General features: G+C 46.0%; 19 protein-coding genes. 7 read left to right on the plus strand and 12 right to left on the minus strand.

Annotated features, from left to right (window positions below):
* Positions 1–15: 15 nt before the first annotated feature.
* A complete protein-coding gene (locus M3629_RS11210; RefSeq protein WP_251506577.1) occupies positions 16–675 on the minus strand; it encodes a DUF2625 domain-containing protein in 660 nt (219 codons plus the stop codon).
* 111 nt (positions 676–786) lie between these two features.
* Between M3629_RS11210 and M3629_RS11215 the strand changes: the two genes are divergently transcribed.
* On the plus strand, positions 787–2,280 hold the full coding sequence (locus M3629_RS11215) for a right-handed parallel beta-helix repeat-containing protein (protein WP_251505967.1): 1,494 nt from the start codon (positions 787–789) through the stop codon (positions 2,278–2,280).
* 104 nt (positions 2,281–2,384) lie between these two features.
* On the opposite strand, the gene M3629_RS11220 is transcribed toward M3629_RS11215, so the two are convergent.
* Both M3629_RS11220 and M3629_RS11225 read right to left on the minus strand, forming a co-directional pair.
* On the minus strand, positions 2,385–3,368 hold the full coding sequence (locus M3629_RS11220) for a sensor domain-containing diguanylate cyclase (protein WP_251505970.1): 984 nt from the start codon (positions 3,366–3,368) through the stop codon (positions 2,385–2,387).
* Between the two features lie 23 nt (positions 3,369–3,391).
* The gene (locus tag M3629_RS11225) at positions 3,392–4,198 is read right to left on the minus strand and encodes an alpha/beta fold hydrolase (protein WP_251505974.1); all 807 of its coding nucleotides are present in this window, start codon (positions 4,196–4,198) and stop codon (positions 3,392–3,394) included.
* Positions 4,199–4,411: 213 nt separating this feature from the next.
* Between M3629_RS11225 and M3629_RS11230 the strand changes: the two genes are divergently transcribed.
* The 3 genes from M3629_RS11230 (at position 4,412) to M3629_RS11240 (ending at position 6,900) form a co-directional block, all read left to right on the plus strand.
* Entirely contained in the window at positions 4,412–5,626 is a 1,215-nt protein-coding gene (locus tag M3629_RS11230) for an MFS transporter (RefSeq protein ID WP_251505977.1), read from the plus strand.
* Entirely contained in the window at positions 5,619–6,185 is a 567-nt protein-coding gene (locus M3629_RS11235) for a TetR/AcrR family transcriptional regulator (RefSeq protein WP_154887848.1), read from the plus strand. The genes M3629_RS11230 and M3629_RS11235 overlap by 8 nt, the downstream gene beginning before the upstream one ends.
* A gap of 67 nt (positions 6,186–6,252) precedes the next feature.
* The gene (locus M3629_RS11240) at positions 6,253–6,900 is read left to right on the plus strand and encodes a hypothetical protein (protein WP_251505980.1); all 648 of its coding nucleotides are present in this window, start codon (positions 6,253–6,255) and stop codon (positions 6,898–6,900) included.
* A 118-nt stretch (positions 6,901–7,018) separates the two neighbouring features.
* Here M3629_RS11240 and M3629_RS11245 read toward each other — a convergent pair whose 3' ends face one another.
* On the minus strand, positions 7,019–7,387 hold the full coding sequence (locus tag M3629_RS11245) for a VOC family protein (protein WP_251505983.1): 369 nt from the start codon (positions 7,385–7,387) through the stop codon (positions 7,019–7,021).
* A 169-nt stretch (positions 7,388–7,556) separates the two neighbouring features.
* Here M3629_RS11245 and M3629_RS11250 point away from each other — a divergent pair, with 169 nt between their 5' ends.
* Positions 7,557–8,114 (plus strand): DUF1697 domain-containing protein, encoded by a 558-nt coding sequence (locus M3629_RS11250; protein ID WP_251505986.1) that lies wholly within the window; start codon positions 7,557–7,559, stop codon positions 8,112–8,114.
* 210 nt (positions 8,115–8,324) lie between these two features.
* Here the strand turns inward: M3629_RS11250 and M3629_RS11255 are convergent, their stop codons facing one another.
* The 5 genes from M3629_RS11255 to M3629_RS11275 form a co-directional block, all read right to left on the minus strand.
* Positions 8,325–8,768 (minus strand): Hsp20/alpha crystallin family protein, encoded by a 444-nt coding sequence (locus tag M3629_RS11255; protein ID WP_251505989.1) that lies wholly within the window; start codon positions 8,766–8,768, stop codon positions 8,325–8,327.
* 214 nt (positions 8,769–8,982) lie between these two features.
* Entirely contained in the window at positions 8,983–10,173 is a 1,191-nt protein-coding gene (locus M3629_RS11260) for an MFS transporter (protein ID WP_251505992.1), read from the minus strand.
* Between the two features lie 72 nt (positions 10,174–10,245).
* A complete protein-coding gene (locus tag M3629_RS11265; protein ID WP_251505995.1) occupies positions 10,246–11,064 on the minus strand; it encodes a MerR family transcriptional regulator in 819 nt (272 codons plus the stop codon).
* 206 nt (positions 11,065–11,270) lie between these two features.
* Complete coding sequence (locus tag M3629_RS11270; RefSeq protein ID WP_251505999.1) at positions 11,271–13,514, minus strand: carboxylesterase/lipase family protein; 2,244 nt, start codon at positions 13,512–13,514, stop codon at positions 11,271–11,273.
* Between the two features lie 608 nt (positions 13,515–14,122).
* On the minus strand, positions 14,123–16,039 hold the full coding sequence (locus M3629_RS11275; RefSeq protein ID WP_251506001.1) for an AraC family transcriptional regulator: 1,917 nt from the start codon (positions 16,037–16,039) through the stop codon (positions 14,123–14,125).
* Between the two features lie 256 nt (positions 16,040–16,295).
* Here M3629_RS11275 and M3629_RS11280 point away from each other — a divergent pair, with 256 nt between their 5' ends.
* Positions 16,296–17,915, plus strand: a complete 1,620-nt coding sequence (locus M3629_RS11280; RefSeq protein ID WP_251506579.1) for an alkaline phosphatase — start codon at positions 16,296–16,298, stop codon at positions 17,913–17,915.
* A gap of 143 nt (positions 17,916–18,058) precedes the next feature.
* On the opposite strand, the gene M3629_RS11285 is transcribed toward M3629_RS11280, so the two are convergent.
* The gene (locus M3629_RS11285) at positions 18,059–20,752 is read right to left on the minus strand and encodes an endo-1,4-beta-xylanase (RefSeq protein ID WP_251506004.1); all 2,694 of its coding nucleotides are present in this window, start codon (positions 20,750–20,752) and stop codon (positions 18,059–18,061) included.
* 158 nt (positions 20,753–20,910) lie between these two features.
* Between M3629_RS11285 and M3629_RS11290 the strand changes: the two genes are divergently transcribed.
* Positions 20,911–21,285 (plus strand): VOC family protein, encoded by a 375-nt coding sequence (locus M3629_RS11290; protein ID WP_251506006.1) that lies wholly within the window; start codon positions 20,911–20,913, stop codon positions 21,283–21,285.
* 46 nt (positions 21,286–21,331) lie between these two features.
* On the opposite strand, the gene M3629_RS11295 is transcribed toward M3629_RS11290, so the two are convergent.
* Both M3629_RS11295 and M3629_RS11300 read right to left on the minus strand, forming a co-directional pair.
* Complete coding sequence (locus M3629_RS11295) at positions 21,332–22,501, minus strand: GNAT family N-acetyltransferase (protein ID WP_251506009.1); 1,170 nt, start codon at positions 22,499–22,501, stop codon at positions 21,332–21,334.
* Positions 22,494–22,955: a hypothetical protein gene (locus tag M3629_RS11300; RefSeq protein WP_251506012.1), complete on the minus strand. Its 462-nt coding sequence runs from the start codon at positions 22,953–22,955 to the stop codon at positions 22,494–22,496. The genes M3629_RS11295 and M3629_RS11300 overlap by 8 nt, the downstream gene beginning before the upstream one ends.
* Positions 22,956–22,962 lie beyond the last annotated feature (7 nt).

Below are 22,962 nucleotides of genomic sequence, written 5' to 3' on the forward strand. Positions count from 1 at the left end.
CCTCTCTAAGGTTGATCAATTTTTCGCTTCGAGTGCCGCCTTCCAAGCTTCAGCAATATCAACTGGCGCTTTACTGCTTTTCTTTCCGCCACCTTCCTTCGTCCAGAGCGGAGGAAAATAAGCAAACACTTGGCCTTTATCCAGTTGCGCCATATCTTCCTGCCAGCCTTTCCAGCGAAACGTTTCGTAAAATAATTGCAGATCACCCTCTGCCAGCCAGGTCATAAACTCGGAGTACGAGAGCTCCGTTGATTCCCACTCCAAGGCATCCGGTGCAAAATAATAAATCTGTCCCGAGCCACCGAACTTTCCGGTATCCAGAGCAAAAAAACCTCCAGCCACATCATAGGCCACAACCATCATGCCCGGCAAAGCCTGTACAACAGGTTCAGCATTCAATCCATTCCAGCTGCTCAAACTGCCATATACACTTTCACCGCCTGAGCCTAGCAGCGTAATCCATGCATGATCCACCACTATACCCTCTGTCTCATAGGCAACAGCTCCCAGGTAAGAACGAGTACTCACTTGGATCTGGTGTAGCGTATTCTTGCCCATCTCCGGCTTTGCCGGAACATAGGTATATGTATTCTCCCCCTGATCCATAAGCGCTTTGAGCTCCGGCCAGGCGTGATTTTCCCGATCGATTAATTCATCAGCAGACATATTATTCATCATTTGACGACTCCTCTCCATTTCATGACTTTTCCAAGCATATCATGGCTTATTCTACCATTCAAATCTGATATAATTAGCTTTCACACTGTAATTAAAGGAGGAATATCCTTGTTTCGTTTTATCCTGCTACCTGCTCTAATCCTGACGTTGTTCACATCTTCGGGCTGCCAGGATCGAGCCTTCTCCATTCCTCAACAACCAGATGTCCGAACCGAAACGAATGATCAGACCATCTATTATATTTCACCACAGGGAAACGATAAGAATCCCGGAACCGTCCATTCTCCATGGAAGACGATTCAGTATGCAGCGGATCATGCTTCTCCCGGTAGTACGATCTATCTGCGCCAAGGCGTCTACCCCCAGAAAGTCAAAATAACCCGTAGCGGGCTTTCTTCAAGCAAACCTACGCTAATCTCCAGTTATCCTGGAGAGAAAGCAATTCTCGATGGTAAGAAATTATCTGTACGCGGTGTCGAAGGCATGGTAGAACTGGACAATGTCAGCCATGTTACGATCTCCAATCTGGAGATTCGTGGCTTCTCTACCACTCAGACGGGACAAGTCCCTGTCGGCATTTACGTACATGGAGCAGGGGAGAACGTGCAGCTTCTTGGCAACCAAATTCATGCCATAGCTAGCCGAGCAACGCCGAAAGGTGATGAACTGCAAGGCAGAGATGCACACGGAATCGCCATCTATGGCACGGAGCATCCACAGGCCCTACGCGATATCATCATTAAAGATAACAAATTATATGACCTCGTGTTAGGTTCCAGCGAATCACTTGCGGTTAACGGCAATGTTGACACCTTCGCCATTATAAACAATACCATCCATGATACGGACAACATCGGCATTGATCTGATTGGCTATGAGGGCATTTCAGAGGATGACGCGTATGATCGAGCGAGAAACGGCATCGTTCGCGGCAACACCATCTACAACATCACATCAACCCGCAATCCATCTTACGGTCTTCCACTTCCGAATAAAAGTAATTCGGCCGGAGCGATCTATGTAGACGGCGGCACCCATCACATCATCGATCGCAACAAAGTATACCGGAATGATATCGGAATCGAGATAGCTTCGGAGCACGCCGGTCGTTCCACCAGCAACATCACCGTTCGTGATAACCTGATCTATGCTAATCGACTAACAGGCATCGCCATGGGAGGTTATGACGAAGAGCGGGGCGCAACGGAAAACAGCCAGATCATGTACAATACAATCGCAGACAATGATACGTTAAACGCAGGTAACGGACAGCTTCTAATCCAGTCACACACCCGAAATAACACCTTCACACGTAATATTGTTGCCGCTGGCAGCTCAGACGTGTTGATCCACAACGAATACACAAGCAATGCAGGCAACATGTTCGACCACAATCTTTATTACGTTAACGACGAGGCGCAAGAGGCCCTTTGGGTTTGGAAAAATGAAAGCTATTCCGGTGTTACAGCGTACCAACAAGGAACAGGCAATGACACACACTCACGCTACGTAAATCCAGCGTTTGTGAACAGCTCAAAGGGAGATTATCGCCTGCGAACAGGCTCTCCAGCCAAAGCTTACGGCTATCTGGCCCCGAGATAGACGTTGTCTTCCTTTTCTAACCATCGTCTATACTAATAAATAAACGGATCAAGTAAGCAAAGACTCCCTGCCTGCTGATCCGTTTTTATGATGCTTGACCCGGCTTAACGCCGGATCAAACTAGCGGCATGGGTTACCCGATTTCGCCCGCCCGTCTTGGATGCATAGAGCGCATCGTCTGCCTTTTGGAACACAGACAGCTCCGTATCTGCTGCCGAGATCGTTGCCGCGCCAATGCTCACCGTAACGTGATATTCCCCCCAATCCGCTGAAGCTACTTGTGACCGGTATCGTTCTGCGATACTAACGGCTTGTTCCTCTCCGCAATTCGCCAGAATGATTACAAACTCCTCACCACCGTAACGGGCCACCACATCGACCTCACGCGAGATGGATAGCAGCAGCGAAGCCAAGTTACCCAGTACCAGATCACCGATGGGATGTCCGTAGGTGTCGTTAATGTTTTTGAAGTGGTCAATGTCCATTACAAGCAGTGAAAATTCACGCTGTTCCTCTTGATAGAGCGATAGATGATGAGCCATTTTCCCCTGGAAAAACCGACGGTTTTTGAGACCTGTCAACAAGTCTGTAGATGCCATCAACTCCAGTTGTTCATTGACTTTAATCAGCGCCTGCTCTTTGATTTTATACTCCTCGTGCAGACGTTCCAGTTCCTTGTTCGCTTCATGTGTTGCTTGGTATAACTCTTGCAGCTTGGTTTTCGTATTCAATATGTCTTTTTCATGCTCAATCCGTTTGCGCATAATCACCACAACACAATCCACTACTTGTTGCCCGTCCCGCAGCTGACGCACCCCGTTCAGCAAAACCGGAACATCTTCCTGCTCCCGATTGCGAAAGGAAAAGTACATCTCGTCCACGTGACCATACAACTGAATATACGGATAGAAATAGGTATGAAAAAATACTTTATTGGTGACGGACATCATGGATTCAATATGTCTTCCCATCAACTCATCACGTTCACGCCCGATCATGCTCAGCAACGTTTGATTTATCGATAGGATCACGCCTGAATCTGATATCGAGAAGTATCCACAAGGTGCCGTATCTAATTGGTTGTCCATAAAAACAGCCTTTCTTCTGCATGTTATGCACTAGTCAGATAATCTTTAATCAATCGAATCGTCTCGCCGGGTTCACTCAGATGAGGGTAATGTCCTTTGGCATTCATCTGAGTGAGCCTGCTGTTCTTCAGATGGGAATGCAAATAATCTCCCACTTCCACAGGAGCGATACTATCATCCGAGCACTGCAGAATCAAGGTCGGCACAGACACCAGATCCAGTTCGATCCGGCAATCGGACAGGAATGTCACTTCCGCAAACTGCCGGGCGATGTGCGGATCACGGGAGCAAAAGCTCTTTTCCAACTCTTCCGTTAAATCCTTGCGTTCCGGGTTCTGCATCACAATAGGGGCCAGATAACTTGCCCAGCCGATAAAGTTTAATTGCATCATCTCCAGCAGTTCATCTATATCCCGCCGCTCAAATCCGCCATAATAATGGGGCAGATCATTCAAATAACGCGGAGAAGGCCCCAGCATGACGATATTTTTGAAAAGATGCGATGCCTGAATAGAGGCAAGCATACCAATCATACTGCTGACGGAATGCCCGACAAAGATGACATCCCGAAGTTCCAGCACTTCCATAATTTCAAGTACATCCTGAGCATAGCCATGAAGATCATTATATTTAAGCGCATCATAATAGTTAATTTGGGACTCCCCGGAACCTACATAATCAAAGAGCACAATTCGGTACTGTTCAAAAAAAGCAGGCACAATATGTCGCCACATATCCTGATCACACCCAAAGCCGTGTGCAAACATAATCGTCTGACTGCCTTTACCAAGTACATTTACATTGTTGCGTACAAGGACATCAACCGTCATCTCACTCACCTCTCAGAGAGATTATAATTTTTTAATTTATCAGAGTATTATATCGGAAAATGTTGGAATTAGGGTTAAAAATGTTAATATTTTTACTCTGTTAAACATGAAATAGTTGTTTCCAATTGAAAAAACACCTTTACAACCTGACTGTCGTCAGATAAAATCAACCATCATATCGCGCGATATTAGAACATATTTTGGAGGAATATCATGAACACCCTAACATCAGACATATCACCGCAGAAACTTTGGGGAAAATCGTTTATCTTTATCATGCTGGCCAATGCACTTTTGTTTATGGCCTTTGAAATGTTGCTCCCCACCTTACCTTTATTCGTTTCCAGCTTGGGAGGAAATGCTTCGCAGATCGGGCTTGTGACCGGCATTTTTATGTTTTCAGCCATATTAGTTCGACCTTTCACTTCCGTTTTGGCAACAAAGATGGACAAAAAGTACCTCTTGATTATTGGCATCGCTATCTGTGCATTAGCTACTGGCGCATACTACCTCTCGTCAGGTATAGGAATAATTCTTGTACTACGTGTAATCCACGGATTCGGTTTTGGTCTGGCAACGACTTATTTTGCAACAATTGCTACGGAAAACATTCCGAAAAGCCGACGTGGGGAAGGCATGGGATATTTCGGAGTTGGAGAAACGGTCGCTATATCTGTTGGTCCATTGATTGGAACAAGCCTGCTCCTTCAATACAACTACCAGAGCCTGTTCTTGGGCGGAATGTGTATCTTGTTATTGGCACTTCTGATGACCGTTTTTGTATCCAGAAACTCTCAGAGGGAGTCTGAGGACAAATCTTCCGTTCATCTTGCCACTTCCGTAAAACTTATTGAGAAAAAGGTATTATTTCCTTCATTGCTCATCCTGATGGTTGGCGTTGCGGCCGGTTCGATCATGTCTTTTGTCGCTTTGTTTGCTGCGGAGAAGGGGTTCAACAATATTGCCTGGTTTTTCTTTATTGTGGCGATTGCCAGCTTTGTCGTCAGACTATTCTCAGGAACTATGTTTGATCGCCTAGGTCCAGGGTCTGTACTTCTTCCTTCGGCATTTTTCGCGATCGCCGGGCTCCTCGTTCTGATCCTCTCACAGAACCAGATCCATTTTCTGATTGCTGGCGCACTGTACGGTTTTGGGTTTGGTGCCATTTTCCCCGCCATCCAAACATGGTGTGTCAATCTCGTGGAAGAACATGAGCATGAGAATGCGATGGCTTCATTCTTTAATTTTTTTGACCTCGGCATCGGCGGCGGCTCTTTGGTTCTGGGTCTGGTGGCATCTGCATTCTCCTACACGGTAGTGTATACTATCTCTATCGCTGTTTTAGTGATATACATCTTGTTATATTCGGTATACGCTCTAAAGCAGAAGCAGTTCGAAGACCGATCACTGGGGGTACACATTGAGTAAAAAACGAATTAAAGAGATTGCGATTCAGCATTTTAATCGTTTTGGTTATGAAGGGACCAAGATGGCACAGATTGCCGAAGAAGCCGGTATCCGCAAACAATCACTGGCTTATCATTATTCTTCCAAAAAGGACTTGTTGCTGGAAGTATATGAGGAAGTTGTGCAAGAGGAGCAACAGTTTGTACAAGATTTCTTGGGAATTTCCACTGCAGGAGATACGCTGGAGCAGAGATTATATGCCTTTTTGCTCGAACATAAAAATCGCTTCCTTACTCAGCCCAATGTAGCTTTTATGTACATTCTGTCCTTTATGGCGCCGCTAGAAGTGAATGATTTTGTTTTGGCTCAATACCGGACATATCTCGGCACCTTAAAAAAAGAAGTAACCGCTTTGTTCGCAAGTCATGAGGGGATTCGTCTGAGCCCGGAAGAAGCAACGCTAGCTTTTGTCACTCTGATGGACGGTCTAGATATACAGCTCGTGTACGAGACAAGGCAATCATACGAGCAAGCGATGGCTATTACTTGGAATGTGTTCTGGTCTGGCATCCAAAGCTAAAGCAGTCCCCCTTCGTAACTATTACATGAGCCATAACAAAACAAACTGATTAGGAGGATGGCATATCATGCAATCACTGAATGCGGCCTTAACCCGTTTCGTAGAACAACAAGACTTATATAATGAAGCCTACGGACTTTTTCAAAATCACGACCTTCGCCCTCGGGTGCTTCCAGTTCAGCCGGAAGTGGACAAGCGTATTTCCCTTTCGCCGGAACTCCAATACTTCTATAGTCATTACGAGATGGTAGACGCTCAAGCCGAAGGAACATTGAAAATGAAAAGCGCAGCTGTCGAAATCGGCGATGCCGCTCTGCTCTTTTTCGTCGCTCCCGAGCATCTGCATCGCCAGCAGCTGGGATTTCGCTGGATCGGTATGCAGGAACCTTTCGAAGAATCCGATTCCTGGCCGCCACATCATATTGTCATCGCCAACGTGAACGATGATCCTATTATCGTTGACGCACAAGCTCCCGCTTCTCCTGTCTATGCTGCATTTGAGGGTGGAGAACCACAACGAGTTGCGGATTCCCTAGCCGACTTTTTTACCGCGCTTGCCATCCTGATTGAATGTGCATATTCATTCTCAGGAGAAGTGAAGGACGAAGAAACCTATGAAACCAAACCCGAATACCTTGCCCAGGTTCAGCCAAAATTAAAGGAACTGCTCGGAGAAGTACATACAAAACACCTTATCGAGTATCTATCTTTATGAAGTATATGAGAATGAGGAAGAGAATTGGGATGGTTTTATAAACAATAAGGAACTAAAAAAACTCCCCTCGCAGTAACAGCTTTACAATTTAGCTGTGTTCCACTTGGGGAGTCGTATATCAGGCTTTACTGTGAAGGGTGATTAAGTAACCATCTGGGTCAGCAAATGTGAAGGTGCGCCCGAAGGGTCCATCGATGGGTGCGGATGTAATCTCTATACCTGCTGCGAGAAGCTTATCGTGGATGGCTTGTGCATCAGGGGCATGCAGCCACAGAGCCACACCAAGTCCAGGCTGCGTGTCTGCACCAAGTTTTACTCCTGGCATAAGATCACGAAGAGCAAACGCGATGGGCTTTGTTTCAAAAACGACTGCATGAGGCGGTCCAGCTTGTGAACGGACCAGACCAAGATGATTTTGATAAAATGTTGCCGAGCTTTCAAGATTGGTCACCTGAAGTGAAATGAAATCGGGTCCAATGACTGACATATGAATAAACTCCTCCTTTATATTGGGTTAATCAAAGATTGCTAAAATCTTGTACATAACCTCGCTTTCTTGATGTGTATCTTGATTATAAAAGCCCTCTCTTGCCAACAGTATGTCAGTAGCGTTTTTCATTTTTAAAAATTTTTCAAGTGGTGAGGAGGATGTATCCATGATCTACGTTGCTTTGCTACGTGGCATTAATGTGGGTGGCAATAACAAAATCGGCATGAAGCAGCTCAAGGAAACCTTTGAGCAAGCAGGGATGTACAACGTGGTAACGTACATCAATTCTGGCAATATCATCTTTGCCGACGATCAGCCACGAATTGATGCCCATGCTGAAATATCTGCAATTCTGGAACAAGCCATTGCTGCGGATTTTGACTTACAGATTAAAGTGCTGGTGCGAGACATGGATGAGATCACATCGGTCATACAGGCCCTGCCTTCTGATTGGACGAATGATGATCAGGCCAAAAGTGATGTTTTCTTTTTGTGGGAGGAAATTAACGATGTTGATATTCTGGAGAAGCTGCCGCTGAAACCCGGTGTAGGCAAGCTTATGTATGTACCTGGTGCGCTTCTGTATTCGGTTAGTCGAGAGGAAGCAACGAAGAGCGGCATGAATAAGCTCGCCAGCTCGAAGATTTATTCGTACATGACCGTTAGAAACGTCAATACGACGCGTAAAATTTATGCACTTATGCAAGCCGCTGCTGAAAATTAAAATCAATACTCCTGTTCAGGAACAGGCTCCTTTCATGTACAGGCTCTTCCTCTCCTCACGTGGAATTCGTCCCTGCCTGTGGAACATGAAACATGTATTACATAAAATAAGGACTTAACATCAGTGAACTGATGTTAAGTCCTTTTGCATTTCATCTTACGTCTCAAATCCTATCTTGCAATCCTATGACTGACTATGCTTATGCCTTCGTCAGTCAATCTGAATACGTCTGCATGTCTGCTCATCGCCCGGACGTTTCGGAATGTCCAGCTTCAGTACCCCATTTTCCAGCCGTGCCTTAATATGTTCCTCATCAATATGATCCACGTAGAAACGGCGGACAAATTCGCCGGCACGACGTTCTTGACGAATCATTCGATTATCGTCGTCCTTTTGCTCGACCAGTTCATTACGTTTGGCGCGAATGACGAGTTCATTGCCTTGCACCTGAATATCGATGTCTTCTTTGGCAAAACCAGGCAATTCGGCTTCGACCAAATATTTTCCATTTTCCTCGCGAATGTCGGTACGGAATGGCTGCATGCTGCTTCCAAACGAAGAGAGGAATGAGGTGTCAACCATGTCATGGAAGGATTTCAGCATCTGTCCGAACGGGTCATCATTTCTTCTGCGAAATGGAATCAGATCAAACATGAACATCATCTCCTTAAATGTGGTTGGGTTTGTTGTTGCTTACATCTATTATTGTATTCATGATGCTCCGATGGTTCAAAGCCGATAAAATGCGATTTAAGGCAATAATCTGCGATTTTGGTTAAATACATTAACATAGATCGTTGTATCATTTATTTTGACCAATTCTGACCTTCTGACTTTATCTGACCAATTTTCGATACTTCGTCGCATCTCACTGCGTATGGATATCCTGTCCAGAAGCCGCTACTCCTTGTCTTTTACTTGCTCCTTTAAACTGTAACAAGGCTAAACAGAAGGCTATACCTACCGCAGCAAAGCCTGCCCAATTCAATGCCAGAACCGATGAGCGGCTAATCACAAACCCGCCCAACCCAGAACCTAACGCAAAGCCAAATTGGATAAATGATGTATTCAAACTTAGCGCAATGTCCGGACTACGAGGGGCTAACGTCACCAGATATAATTGCTGGGCAGGAGAGATGCTCCATGTAGCCAACATAAATATCATCAGAACCAGGATCAGCAGGATCAGATGTGCACCCGTCACAGCAAATAACAGAAGCGTCAGACCTTGCAACACTAACCCAAGAAAAATGGTGAACTTCGATCCTCTGGCATCCGCCAGTTGTCCGCCCAATTTGGAACCCATAAAACTACAGATCCCTGCCAAAAACAAGATCAGGCTAATTTCGGTCATGGTAAGGGACGAAGTCGTTTGCAAAAACGGCGTAATATACGTGAACAAAGTTGCGTAACCGCCCACATATAATAGTGACATCATCAATGCGATTATAATCGATTTATTTTTCAGCAACGAGAGCTGCATGCTCACGGTTACCTTCTCTTGCTCGCGGATGGAAGGAACCTTTTGATAGATAATCAGAAATGGAATAACACTGAGCAGACCTATGACAATAAATAACATTCTCCAGCCAAACATTTCACTGAAAAATGTACCGATCGGCACACCAAGCACAAGTGAGCTGCTTAATCCCATCAGAATAATTCCAATCGCATTACCTCGCTTTTCATTCTCCACAAGCCTTGTTGCTGCCGCCATCGCAACGACCGTTGTCATGCCACCGCTCGCTCCCTGAATGATACGTATCCAGATCATCGCCTCATACGAGAGATTCAACATCATGATGCCATTGCTGGCAATAAATACCCCAAAGGTTAGGAGCAATAGTTTCCTTCGGTCAGCATTAATGGTTACGGCGATCAAAATAGGTGCAACAATAGCTGCTGCAAGAGCAAATACCGTGACAAGCAAGCCCGCTTCCGCCGTAGATACGCCAAGATCGGCGGCCATCATCTCAATAATTCCGGTAATAATGTATTCAATGGTGCCGATTAGAAACACAGCCAATGCCAGAATATAAATCGTGCCTTTATTTTTCAATCCTTCTCACTCCATCTTCTATATGTTCATTTTCACTTAAGCCTTCGATATAAGTTAGTTCAACTTATATCGTTACCTGCATGTGATAGGAATCTGAATCTCGATGTACTGTGCATCCTGTTCAGGAGATAAGGGCAAATAGTATTCTCTGCCCGGCTCATTCTCTTTGATCTGGTAGTTGTTTTTCTCGATCCACCGTGCTAAATGCACACAGGCTGCCCCATCAAATGTGGAATGCGAATGAAACGCTATAGAGGCGACCATCGGTTCCGGCTGGAGATTCCGGAGCTGAAACGGCTCAGCAACTACAGGAGGCTCACCCGTTAAGAAGTAACCGACTTCGTACTCGAATTCATCCTCTTTTCCATCCACCTCTCGCCACAACACAACCTGTGGTCCCTGAATCCATTGGCGCAGGTCTTTCGTTAGCAGTGAATCCAGATGACCCAGCAGTTCCGGAATACGCTCTTCTCCCCCGTTTGCAGTAAAGAACAGGAAGGTTTGAGCAACCTCGGCTTTAATTCGGATCTCCTGGCCTGTATCCCATTGTCCTTCGCTTTCCATAAGCTGGATGCGTTCTTCAATGCGTACAAGCCTAGCTTGTTCCATATCAATCATTTGCTGAATCTCACTTCGTTTCAGCCTCAACATGCCCTGAATCTGCTCATGTGAGATGTCTTCCTTGAGTAGCTGCGTGATCTGCGGCAGTGTAAAGCCCAATTCCTTGTAGATCAGAATCCGGTTAAGTTCAAGCAATTGATCTGCGGAATAATATCGGTAGCCCGTGTCCTCGTCTACTTTACGCGGCTTGAGGATACCGATCTGGTCGTAATAGCGCAGCGTTTTCAAAGAAAGCTTGCTGAGCTTGGCAAACGTACTGATTTTGAACAATGTATCATCTCCAATCCATTAGTTTAACGTGAGTATACAGTCTCCCGTGCAGGGGAAAGTCAAGGGTAGCATGTGAGATAAGTAGGGTTATGTAATCGATTCTAAAAGTAACAGAAAAAGAACAGGAGCAATGATCCCCTGTCCTTCCTTCTCATTTTAAGTTAATTGCTGTCATTTTTCTTAACTTAATTTTTGTGGTTTTTCATTTACTCCCAGAAGAAACGGCCTGCAAGCACTTTTTCGTTCAACAGTTTGTACGTCTCTTCAGGCAATTCCTGCTTCATCTTCGCATTCACAGCTTCTTTGCCCTGATTATATTGGGAGGACATGCCGATCTCGGCAGTTGTGTTATTCGCATCCAGGCGCATGATCGGTGCTTTGGCATTTTTCGTCCATGGCGTCCATGCAGCAAGGGCAGACGTTCCGCCCGTACCTGGCTTGCCCGTATACAGGAACTGCTTCAGGTAAGCTGCCATCGCAGCAGACAGTTGCTCACGTCCCGGCTTGTTGGCATCACTGAAATAACCTTCAGGGAAGTAAGCCGCAATACCTGCTGCTTTCCCTGTATAGAAGTCCATATCGGCACCATGCGGAGCCCCTAACAAGGTACGCAAACGTTCAGAGATGACGCCAGGCTGGGTCCCCCATGCAAAACGATATGCATATACTGGCGGCTGACCCGCCGCACTGGTTAACTTTTCAGCAACTCGCTCCGCATTAAATCCTGCGTACGCCTCGCTACCATATTTGATTGCAGCCGCATATTGATCTGCTTTCTTCTGGTCAGTAAACAATGTACCATCATTGATCGATGGAGCAAAGTTTGGATCACCGAATGCAAAAGCAGAGAATTCCGTTTCCAAGCTGCCGAGCAACACAGGCACTTTCGTATATTTGCCACTGTTGATCGCATCAAAACCTTCTTTTGGAATGACGGTACCATCACGGAACAAATGCGGGAATGGTTGCATCCGGATGGCCGTTGCGCCAAATACCGTCACCAGTTTATCCGCAGGCAGTGCACGTAGGTATGTTTCCAGCTGTGCAGATGTTTGCTTGCTGATCCAGGCCTTGGCTTCGCCTTCATTTGCAGCTTTACCTTCTTGCACAAGCAGCTTCACGATCGCATCCTCGGATTTCTGCTGTCCTTCTTCAGGTGAAGCCGTCGTCAAACCACCGCTGAACGCGATCGCTTTTTGATACAATCCCTTGCTAAGCGGTGAGATAAGCGTGGCTAGAACATCACGCGCCCCGGCAGATTGACCCGCAAGTGTCACGTTTCCTGCATCGCCGCCAAAACCTGCAATATTATCCTGCACCCAAGCTAATGCACGGAACGCATCCAACAAGCCATAGTTGCCGGAATCATCCAGAGCATTGCCTGTTTTCAGCGCAGCATTCTGGAAGAAACCTAGTGCTCCCAAACGGTAGTTCACCGAGATAATGATACTGTTTGTATTGCGTGCAAGCTGTTCTCCCTGGAAGTCCTTGCCTGATCCAGTCATATTACCGCCGCCGTGCAGGAATACCATGACCGGAAGTTTTGTGCTGGTTGTATTCGGACGCCAGATGTTCAAATATAAGGAGTCCTCACTACCCACTGTAGTTTTACCGGAAATTTGCAAGCTGTTTGCCGCGAACTCTTTGGCTTCTCTTGTGCCTGTCCAAGCCTTCGGTTCTTGTGGTGCTTTCCAGCGTAGTTCGCCTACCGGAGGTGCTGCGTATGGAACACCAAGCCAGCCAAGCGTGCCGTATTGATCATAGGCTTTACCATCAATGGCACCGTATTTTGTTTTTTGTAACGTTTGAGGTTTAAACGCTCCCGCCTGTTTATGTTTGGACCAGAGTTGTTCAAGCGTACCTGTACCATTTTTGAGCTGAGCCTGCAAAGCCTGTGCCGTGGCTTCAGCCATTAAACGGTTGGTCAGCTGTGTCGTTCCTTTTCCTTGAAGGGATTTGATACCATGGGTTGCCGCAAATGCGGAAGCTTCTCCTGATGTGTAATCCGTCCCTGCTTCATAACCAAGAGCCTGGAGTAGCAAATCTGCATATTCTTCTGCTGTCAGTGGAGCATTAGGCGCAAAATGTTCCGTATCCGTGACCACACCAGCTAAATAAGGATGCTGCTTCAAGTATCCAACGACGGGTTGCAACACCTTGCCTGCCTGAGCGGCATCCGTATACGTTTCGGTTCCTTGATAGGCCAGAGCCTCTTTTTCCAGACCTGATAAACGCAAGTAAAGCACCGCGGCTTGAATACGTGTGGCATGTTTACTCAGGTAAGCCGCGTTCACGCCTTGCCCATTCCCGCGAATAAGCTCTGCTTTTACCAGTTTGTCCATAGCCGGGGACAAGGATGGAGCTGTATTCCCTGCTGCATAAGCGGGTAGACCCGATACACACATGCTCAGAATCGCTGCTACTGCAATAGAACGTTTCATTTTTTTCATTGGTTATTCTCCTCGCTGTCTAGTCGTGTATGATGGAAAAATAGTTTCGAAATATTGCACCGCTCGGTACAGTATTCCAAGGTTTGGATCATTCTATTTCTTGGTCTTGGAAGAACAGAAGATCGGCCCTCCTTTCTGCTGACATGAACTGTTGCAACCCTTCGGTTATGACATTCAGGCGGATCATATATAAAAAAAACCTGAATCAAAGGCACACAGACGTTGGATCACATCGTCTACTGCCCTCAATTCAGGTTTTGCCTGCAATACGTAACAACCCTGAGAATAATGAGGTGTGTTATTGAATTAGTTTACTATAGTAAAAACGCAATCAATCGTCTGATCAACCATCCAACGAATGAACTGGAACAGGTCTTGCCCTGAGATCGGTTACAATCCTGTTATTACCGTGATATTAGCACAGAATGAAAGCGCTAGCAATATTTTTTTAAAAAAGTATCACTGCTTACAGTTCTCGGCTCATGCTATAAAAAAAACCATGAACAAATCCGGATGGATCCATTCATGGTGTTACGTGCATGGTATTCTGTTACGATCAGGCAGTATTTTAGCTAACCTCTCAGTTATTGCTAGTACAGCAATTACAGCTATTGGAGCTTTTTCACTTGTTCAATCAAACTGTCCAGACCTTTATCCGCCAGATACGGCCCATAGTTCCAGTAGTTCCTGGACACGTTGATAATTCGATTATGTTTGATCGCGGGAATGCTCTGATATACCGGTTCCTCGAACAGTTCCATCATCTGATCCATCTCTTCATCTTCCATCTGAGTGAAGAAGTAGTCGGCAGGCTTGTCTGCCAGTTTTTCCAAGGACAGCACTGTGCCGCCATCCGAATAGATTTTATACTGCTCAGGCATGGAGAAACCAAAATCCTCATAGATCAGCTTGCCCAACGTACCACCCTCGCCGCCAAGCAATACCTCTTTATTGTAGATCACAAACGACATGGCTGTTGTGCCCGGTTTAATATTAATGTTCAGTTCACTGCGAATGCTCTTCAGTTTCGCTTCAAACTTCGCAATCCATTGCTCGGCTTCATCCTTACGATCCATAATATCCCCCATCGTTCTCAGGGTATTAATGACATCTGGATCACCGCCCCAGGCCACCGTAATCGTTGGTGCGATTTTCGCATACGTGTCTACAATTTCCTTGCTTGTGTAGTCCGGTACAATGATCACGTCCGGTTCCAGACCTGAGATCATTTCAACGTTGCCGTTGCCTGATCCGATGTCCGGAACACCTGCCAGTTCTTCTGGATATTGCTCCAGTGTTTCCGTGTTTGCACCTGCTGGCTTCATTCCGAGAGGTAACAGATATCCGCCATAGGTTATGATAACTGGTTTGGAAGGCTGCGCCGGAATCTCAACCTTTCTTCCTGTAGCATCTGTATACGTTCGAGTAGATTCCTGTACCGGTTCTGCACTCGTTGCAGGCTGTGGCTGTTCAGTTCCCGCCCCGCATGCTGCGAGTAGCAGCGATAAACTAAATAATAAACTAACCGCCAATGTTGGCTTAAAACGAAGGTTCAACTCGTCCACGCTCCATGTGTTGTATTGATAATGATTATCGTTATTACCAATATAACTATGCTTGTGTCTGTCAGCAATGAACGATTCAGACTTCTTATTCGTACGATTTGAACCTTTGATTCGATGACTGTGCATTTTATACTGTGCTGGCGTCTCACCTGTTATACGTTTGAAAATACGGCTAAAGTAGTACAAATCCTTGTAACCAACACTTTCAGCCACCTCCCGGATCTGTGCTTCCGTCTCGGTCAGCAAACGTTTCGCTCGTTTGATTCGAGTCTGAATGACATAGTCCATGGGACTGCATCCGTACTTGCGTTTGAATACCCTGGCCAGATAATGCGTGCTGTAATGAAAATGCGTAGCCATATTTTCCATGGAGATAGAATGAGCGTAGTGCTCCTGAATGTAGGCTTCGATCTGCTCCGCCAGCTCCAGCGATTCAACCTGCCGCTGACGCGCCATCTTCCACTGGCGAAAGTGCTCATACACCAATTGATAGAACAATCCTGTCACCTGTAACCGATCCAGTTCATCACTAGAAGTCCAAGACTCCGCCATTTTTTCCACAATCGTAAGAAGCGTTAATGGGTATGATGCTGCAAAATAATAGGGTTCTCCTCCCTGAAACGCATTCACGCCTCGTATACTTCCATCTTCGGATGATTCAAGAGGTAACGGGGCTGATTGCGGTTTATATAGCAGTAAATAATAATCTAACGGTTGCTTCATACAACGAATCCGCAATGACGTACCTTTTTCACCATGCAGAATGAGTGTCTGATCCGATGTAAATCGGTTTATCCCGAATTGAATGTCTGCTTCGCCTTTACTTAGGATCAAAAAAGCCGGAGCCGGTAAAATGGTTGTCGATAACTCTTGTTCTGAATGCAATACGTTATGGCGGATATCGATCAGTTTCACTTGATTGTTATTCCACCACCGAATGGCTTCTGACCATTCTTTCATGTTGAACCACCTCAAAACGATCATTGGACTTTGGTTCCCGCATGTCCGATTTCATCCTTACCATACAAGAGTGCTTATCGTTTTGTCTAGTTCGTCTATTATGTAAGCTTTAACTTATAATCGTAATTTTTACAATTAATTAACCTAAAGCTGATGTTCCATTAGCAATTGTTGTATACACTGGGTTCTGGATAAACTATACATATTTATTAGGAGGATGTTCATGTTAAATCGCTTTAATGCTCGTGCAGCCAAAATGATGCTCGCGGTCACCACCATTGTTACAGCTACGCTTGGAGGCAGTAGTGCAGCTTGGGCTGTAGAAGACGGTACTTCAACAACTTCTGCTTCACCCATCAAAAATGTAATCATTCTTATTCCTGACGGTATGGCTAATGATGCTACTGCACTGGCTCGTTGGTATAAAGGTTCCTCCCTGACCATTGATTCCATGGCAAGCGGTATGGTGCGTACACACTCCGCGGATGCGCCGATTGCAGACTCGGCTCCTGCAGGAACAGCCTTTGCGACAGGACATAAATCTCATACCGGTTTTGTCGGTGTTTTGCCGGACAAGGCTACCATGCCTGGACAAAACCCGATTGCAAAAGGCGACGAAAGGAAACCTGTTGCTTCCGTATTAGAAGCTTCCAAACTTGCGGGTAAAGCAACGGGTATTGTAGCCACCTCCGAAATTATGCATGCAACACCGGCAGACTTCTCTGCCCATTATCCTGACCGTAAAAACTACGATGCACTCAGCAAACAACAAGTCTTCAACGGCATCGATGTTGTACTGGGCGGCGGCAGTAAGTATCTGGAACCAGCTGGACGCAAAGACGGTAACAATCTCGTTGCCTCCATCAAAGCACTCGGCTACGATTATGTAACTACACCTGCGGCGATGAAAGCATCAACTTCCAACAAACTGTGGGGCATGTTCTCTCCTGCAGGCATGTCATACAACATGGATCGTGATCCAGCCAAGCAACCAAGTCTTGCTCAGATGACATCCAAAGCGATTGAAGTTCTCTCCAAAAACGAGGACGGTTTCTTCCTGATGGTGGAAGGCAGTAAGGTAGACTGGGCTGCTCATGCCAATGATCCCATTGGTATTATCAGTGACGTGCTCGCTTTTGATGATGCTGTAAAAGTAGCAATGGACTTCGCCAAAGCCGATGGACAAACTGCTGTTGTAGCCGTATCTGACCATCAAAATGGTGGACTTACGATTGGTAACGCATCTACAACAGGCACGTATGACAAAGAGCCGTTGTCTACTTTTATCGGACCTTTGAAAAAGGCTAAATTGACAGGTGAAGGTGTAGAAGCGAAACTGGATGCGAAACGCACCAACATCAAAGCAGTCATGAAACAATACTACGGCATTTCCGATCTGACTTCCGAAGAGGTTGCTGCCATTAAAGCCGCCGAGCCAGGTAGCCTGAACTATGTGGTAGGCCCAATGATCAGCAAACGTGCGGGTATCGGCTGGACAACTGGTGGGCACACGGGCGGAGACGTTGTACTTTATACGTATGCCCCTAACAATGATCGTCCATTCGGTGTTATTGACAACACGGATGTAGCCAAATACATGGCACGCGTGCTCAATCTCGATCTGGACAGTGTAAGCAAGCAACTGTTCGTACCTGCCAAACAGGCGTTTACAGCTAAAGGCGCAACGTACAAACTGGATCTGACGGATGTTAAAAATCCGAAGATTCTCGTAACAAAAGGCAACACCAAACTGGAGTTGCAAATCTACAAAAACATTGCACTCGTGAATGGTAAAAAGACAGCTCTTGAAGGTGTGATCGTGTATAACGGCGTGGATGCTTTTGTACCGCAAGGCGCTGTGGATCTGATCCAATAAAAGCGGCATAGCGAATAAACAAACCCCCGAACACTGACGAGACAACCTCGTCAGGTTTGGGGGTTTTTGTGATGATTGGATGATAGATAGAATGACTAAATCCGCGACTCTTCTTGCCTACCTATTTATCATCATTCATTGGTTTATTTTGAAAACGTCAGAATGCCATACTGGGAAGTGTTCTTCCAGCTGTCATTAGTGAGATCATTCCATTTTGCCGTACTTTTGTTATTGTTTCCTTGATTATCATTAATTTGGAGTTCAAATCCCATGACTTGGCCTTCCTTCGGCAGGAGGGACTGTAATCTGATCTTAGCCTCCACCTGATATCCCTTGGACGTTTTCTTCACAGCACTTTGGAGCCGTCCTGGAGAGGCACTGCCAGCAAACGTACCTACGTTGTCTGCACTGATTCGGAACTGAGCATCATCGTATTGATAGAACGGTGTACGCTGATGATTTTCATCCAGGAAAATCTCAACCGAATCCTGATCCCATGGATCAGGAGCGTTGGTTATAATTTGTGGATCAGTGACATCGATAAACAGATATAAATCCTGACCAGACCACATCGCACGGGCCTCAGCGGATGCACCTCCGCTCTGATTCAGTGGTGTAATATGGAATGGCGTAACCTTATTCCATTTTGCATCCTTCTCACCATCTATCGTTACTGTTCCTTGCAAGGCTTTCGCAGACTTAGGCATACTCGCAAACTGAATAACGCCATATTTGCTGGTGTCTTGATCCTGGGATAGTGTGCGGTCATTCCAGTACAGAACCTGCTGTCCTCCTGAACTGTTGTTTTCACCATCCGTCACCCGTACATCCAGGCCAACTTCACGTGCAAGTGACCCTTGTGCATTAGTCAATGGTATGGATAATTCAACCTGATAACCGTCCGCCGCTTCACGAACGCGATACGTATTTGGCTTAGCTCCTGTCACTTTGCCTTCACGGCTTATGGTGATATGTCGATCATCTGCCTCATACACAGGAGTTTTGCCATTGTTCAGATCAACGAACAGCTCCACTTTGTCTTTCGCATGTTTGGTCGTATCCTTTACGTCAACCAGAACATACAAATTATTTTTATCCCACAACGTACGGAACGTCGCAGAACCCGAATTGCCTTTCAAAGCTGTGGAAACAGCCTTGTTCCAGAGTGGATCTTGTTTGGCTGCCTTCGTATTTGGTGTACCAGACAACGTAACCGCCCTGTTCGTCAAAATAGACAGGCTTGATTCATCTGCCAACCCCCAATAGGCCGGTTTGGATTGCAGAGCACTATCGAATAAAAAGGCTTGATTGTTATACGATTTCTCATCCTGTAATCCCCATAAGGTCACCGATGAGATGACATCGCTATGTTTTTCATACAGGTCAAACAGCTCTTTATAACGATATGCCTGTTTCACAGCAACGTCCTGAGGTAATGTCTCACCATAAGGAATTCCGCTATCGACATCCAGTTCCGTGATTTGGATATCCAGTCCAAGACCGGCAAACAGATTGATTGTTTTCTCAATCTCGTCAATCGGCGGAGATTCAAGATTATAGTGGGATTGCAGACCCACGCCATCAATCAGCCCTTTTTCTTTCAACTTTTTCACCAGTTGATACATATGCTCTCTTTTTTCAGGAATTTCGGTGAAATACTCGTTGTAGTATAATTTCGCATCCGGGTCGGCGGCACGTGCAAACTCAAACGTTTTCTCAACATAATCCGGGCCAATCAGCTCATAGAACGGGCTTTTGCGCATTCCGTTTGCATCCCCGTTACTATCTGCAATTGCTTCATTCACAACGTCCCAGGCGTAAATTTTGCCTTTATATCGTTTCATGACCGTATCTACGTAGTTCTGAACCCGACTGAGTAGCAGATCCCTGCTCGCAGGGTTGCCTTGGTCATCCTTGAACATCCACTCTGCGGCATCAATATGCCAGAGCAAGGCATGTCCACGTAAACCCATTTGATTTTTCTGTGCAAAGTCCACATATTCATCCGAGGCTTGGAAGTCATACACGCCTTTGGAAGGGGACACAAACTTCGGTTTCATCTCATACGTTGCGGTCAAACTGTTAAAGTGTTTGGTTAACAATTGACCGTAAGCTCCTTCAAGCTGCCAGCGATACACCGCGGCTCCAATCGGAAATTCAGTCTGGTACAGATCTTGCAAGGAAGGAATATCGGTCTCAATAGCGAGTGGTGCGGCTTCCTCAATTGTGAAATCATCCACATAAAATGACAATGTATCTACCGTGTCGTCGGAAACATAAGGTGTTTCAATAAAGAAATTCAACTCCTCGGGATTATCGCTGTATTGGTACGTGGCCGTAACCTTATGCCATTGCTGCCAGTCGTCTTTGGGAATCGTGACCTTGTCTAACATGTTCCAGCTCTCTGCCCCATTCTTCTTGTAGGCCGTTAGCTGAATCGTCTGATCTGAAGCTGGTTTCTCCGTAAGCCTGACATAGAATGAAATGTTATAAGTAGAATTCGGCTTCAACAGACCTTTCATTTTCAGCATTGGCCCATGAAAGGAGCGCTGACGGTTCGAGACAAGCATACTCCGAGTACCTTCATGCGCTGCCTGCTCTGAAACGGTCAAACTTTCGCTGCCAACACGCTGAAGCCAGCCTTGAAGTGTCCCATCCTCAAAATCGGTTTGAAGCACCTTGAGGTTCTGCCCAGAAACCGCCGCAGCCCCAGAACTTGCTCCCTGTTCAATCTGTTGTTCTTGCGCAAAAGCAGCCTGCTGAAAAGGAACCGTCGTCATCACCAGCATCGTTGCCAGCAGGGTTGAACTCATTTTTTTAAACACCTTGCTCTTCATTTCATTCCTCCTCTCAATATTAACTTGTATTATACACTTCGAAATAACGCTTACATATATATTTATGTAAATTTTTTCATTAAATTCAGATGAACTGCCTTTCTTCTTGTATAATAAACAAGAACCGACACTACGCAACTCCGAAGGAGAGACCCAACATGTTAATCAAACTCAACTGGATTACACTACGTGTGCGTAATCTGGAAGCATCGATTCACTTCTATCACAATTTACTAGGACTTACCGTTCAGCGCAGATTTGAAAGCCGTGGGCGTCAGATTGCCATGCTTGGTCTGGGTAAGACGAGTGAGACCTCACTAGAGTTAATTGAAGGTAGTGAACAGACATTGAAGCCGGACGCAGGCATCTCGATCGGTTACGAAGTAACGTCACTGGATGAAACCATGAAGCATCTTGAAAACATGCAAATCCCTATTCTGCGCGGACCTGTAGAGCCGAACCCACGTCTACGTTTTATATACATTGCAGACCCGGATGGGTTCGAGGTACAGCTGGCCGAGCATCTGAAATAGGGCATACATATGAGCTCAATCAAATAACTGGAGCAGCACAGCTTGCTTATAGCTTCATGCGGCGCATCAACGGCACACCTATGCTGTTCAACAATCGGTCTAGTAATGCCCAGCACCATCGTCTGCGGAATGAGAGATGCCGGTCGTATACTGCGGAATATTCAAAATCCGCTATCGCGCCGCGATTACGTTTAAACTGCGCTGCACCAGCACTCTCATGTAGTAACACTCTGTTGTTTTGGGCTTGTCCAATGAGACAAGCGGACAACATGCGGTACAAACCGACAGACTGGGGAATATCTGTGTCATAACCGAACAGCGGAGTGGTCATCACCCCATTACGGCAGAAGTAACCCATTACCGCATCCAGGCGCCCTTCCTTGCGCAAACCGTGCAAGCTTAACGCGCCGGTTGCCATAGCTCCAGCAATAAAACGCTCGTTGAACTGCGGGTTGTCATAGGAGTACTTTTCCAAATAAAGCATCCGGTATAGCTCCACAATTCGCGGGATATCTGATTCCACAATATCTGCACCAGAAACTAATTCATAGCCATGTTTGTTCAGCAATGCCTGATCCCTTTTCAGCAACCAGCGCGACTTGGCGTTGCCGAAATTCGGATCATATGCCTGATACAGATATATCTGCCTGCTCGGTATAGAGCGGCATCCCGCTTCCTGAAGCCCTGTTATCAGGTTCGAGTGCAGTTCGGAACTCAAAGAGCGAAAGATCACCGTATGCCCTGGATAGCGGTCTTTTACCCTTTCAAGTAGCTGCGTGGCCTGCTCAGCAGTCATGGCAGGATACAGATTGGTAGATAACAGCCAGTTGTTGATATGTACAACCTTGTTGATCCGGGATTTTTTCATGCCCCAGCCTATTAAACTGAGCAGCATGGAGAGTCCTTTTTCCAGCATCGGTTTCTGTAACATGATTAGTTCCTGCTTGGCGTACCGCACATAGTGAGTATACGGGGAACAGACATAAGCATTATCATATTCCTCATCATTCACGGTCACCGGCAGCACAAGATTATCTATCCGGGCAAGGAGCAACGTGGTGTTTACGTTAGTCATGTATTCTGTAGTTCCTTGCATCATCATCGGTTCTAAATACACCCGTGCGTACCTCGCATCCTCCGTATCGGGCCAATCCATGGTATGAAGCGAATGTCGATCGTATAATCGAACGCGAGTCTCCTCATTAGCTTTACTCATGAACGTTCTCCGATTTGGTCACAAATGCAGCAATTCGTTCTCCCGGTTGCAGATTCGGCCGATTATAGTAATAAACCATGCCGAACTGATAGGTCATCTGCTTCGCCACGATATAAAATCGTTGCTCTTCAAATTCATTTTCCAGGCAGAAGACTGTAGCATTCCTTTCAAAACCATACATCACCGAATTTAACTGAACGATCTCTTCTTCCGTGGCCGGTCGAAACCTTTCCACGATAAATATCGTCGCCGGACACAGAATGAACTCTACCTCATGAAAGGTGATCTCCACATTGTGATAATACGAAAAGTCAAAGCTGCCTGCCAGCACCAACTGCTGGCTCTGATGCTGCATAGGCTCCGTAATGTAAAAATGCTCGATGTTACCTTCCTTCAGTTCCTGTTGCAACTGCTCCAGCTTTTTGTTCTGCTCATGGAGAGAGTCATGCCCCATTTTTGAA

This window comes from Paenibacillus polysaccharolyticus (assembly GCF_023714295.1).
Classification (GTDB): Bacteria; Bacillota; Bacilli; order Paenibacillales; family Paenibacillaceae; genus Paenibacillus; species Paenibacillus polysaccharolyticus_A.